The organism is Halapricum sp. CBA1109, assembly GCF_009741825.1.
Taxonomy (GTDB): domain Archaea; phylum Halobacteriota; class Halobacteria; order Halobacteriales; family Haloarculaceae; genus Halapricum.
Window position 1 is genome coordinate 1 of record NZ_WPCA01000264.1, and the last position, 1186, is coordinate 1186.

Annotated in this window: 2 protein-coding genes; both read left to right on the forward strand. The window is 70.7% G+C overall.

What is annotated here, in order from left to right; translation table 11 throughout:
* The coding region (locus GJ629_RS15860) for an MGMT family protein (RefSeq protein ID WP_197428688.1) at nt 1-300 on the forward strand (300 nt) is incomplete at its 5' end.
* Nucleotides 301-438: 138 nt separating this feature from the next.
* Nucleotides 439-1083: a cytochrome C biogenesis protein gene (locus tag GJ629_RS15865; RefSeq protein WP_231754687.1), complete on the forward strand. Its 645-nt coding sequence runs from the start codon at nt 439-441 to the stop codon at nt 1081-1083.
* The last annotated feature ends 103 nt before the right edge of the window (nt 1084-1186 follow it).

The window sequence follows — 1186 nt, forward strand, 5'->3', positions numbered from 1 at the left end:
GTCGACGGCGAGGCCGACGACTTCGAGGACGTCACCGTCGCGCTGACCGTCCCGACCGACCAGCGCCGCGTCCTCGAGTCGCTGCGGTCGGTGCCCCGCGGTGACACCGTCGACATCGACCTGCTGACCCGGATGACCTCGGGACTGGACCACGAGGACGGCGCCGACCGAGAGACGGTCCGCCGGGCGCTGGCGAACAACCCCCTCCCCGTCGTCATTCCGGACCACCGCGTGGTCGACGGCCCCAGTGCCGCGCCGACGGACGTGGCCGACCGACTCCGGAGCCACGAGGGGCTGTGACGGTCGTGTCCGCGCGCCGCACCCGGGCGACAGGCAAAACACCCCTGCCGACCTAGCCCCGGCGATGGCAGTCGGACTCTTCGACACGTTCGCGTTCGTCGCCGGCGCGGCGACGTTTTTGCCCCCTGCGCGTTCCCGCTGCTCCCGGGGTACGTCTCCTACTACGTCGGCCGGGACCGGACCGACGGCGCGGCGTCGGAGCGTGGCACGCGAACGGCGCTCGCCTCGACAGTGGCCCGAGCGGCCGTCGTCGGTATCGTCGTCAGCCTCGGATTCTTCGTCGTCTACGGCGTCCTCGCCGGCGTCGTCGTCTTCCTCGGGTCGACCCTGCTGTCGGGTATCGGCCTGCTGGAACTGGTCGTCGGCGCGATTATGATCGGCGTCGGCGCGGCGATGGCCGCCGGCGTCGACCTCTCCGTCGGCCACATCCAGTTGCCCGAGCGTCGGCGCTCGCTGCTCGGTTTCTTCGCCTTCGGCGTGCTGTACGCCACCGCGGCCGCCGGCTGTACCGCCGGTGTCTTTTTCGGCCTCGTCGCCGGGTCGCTCGCCCGCGACCCCGTCGCCGGCCTCTCGACGATGGTCGCCTACGCGCTGGGGATGAGCCTCCTCATGATCGCCGTCACCGTCGGGACGGCGCTCGGCCGTGACCTCCTGATCCGCCGTATCGCCTCGCGGACGGCCCTGATCCAGCGCGTCGCCGGGATCCTGCTTGTCCTCGCCGGTTTCGCACAGATATACATCTATCTGGTCTGGTTCGGCGGGCTGGCGACGCTTGGCCTCTAGCGCTCGTGGACGAGGAACTCGACGGCGTTGAGGACGTAGTGGGCGAGGAAGACGGTGACGAACGACCCCGTGAGGACGTACGCCGCCGCCAGCGCGAACCCGA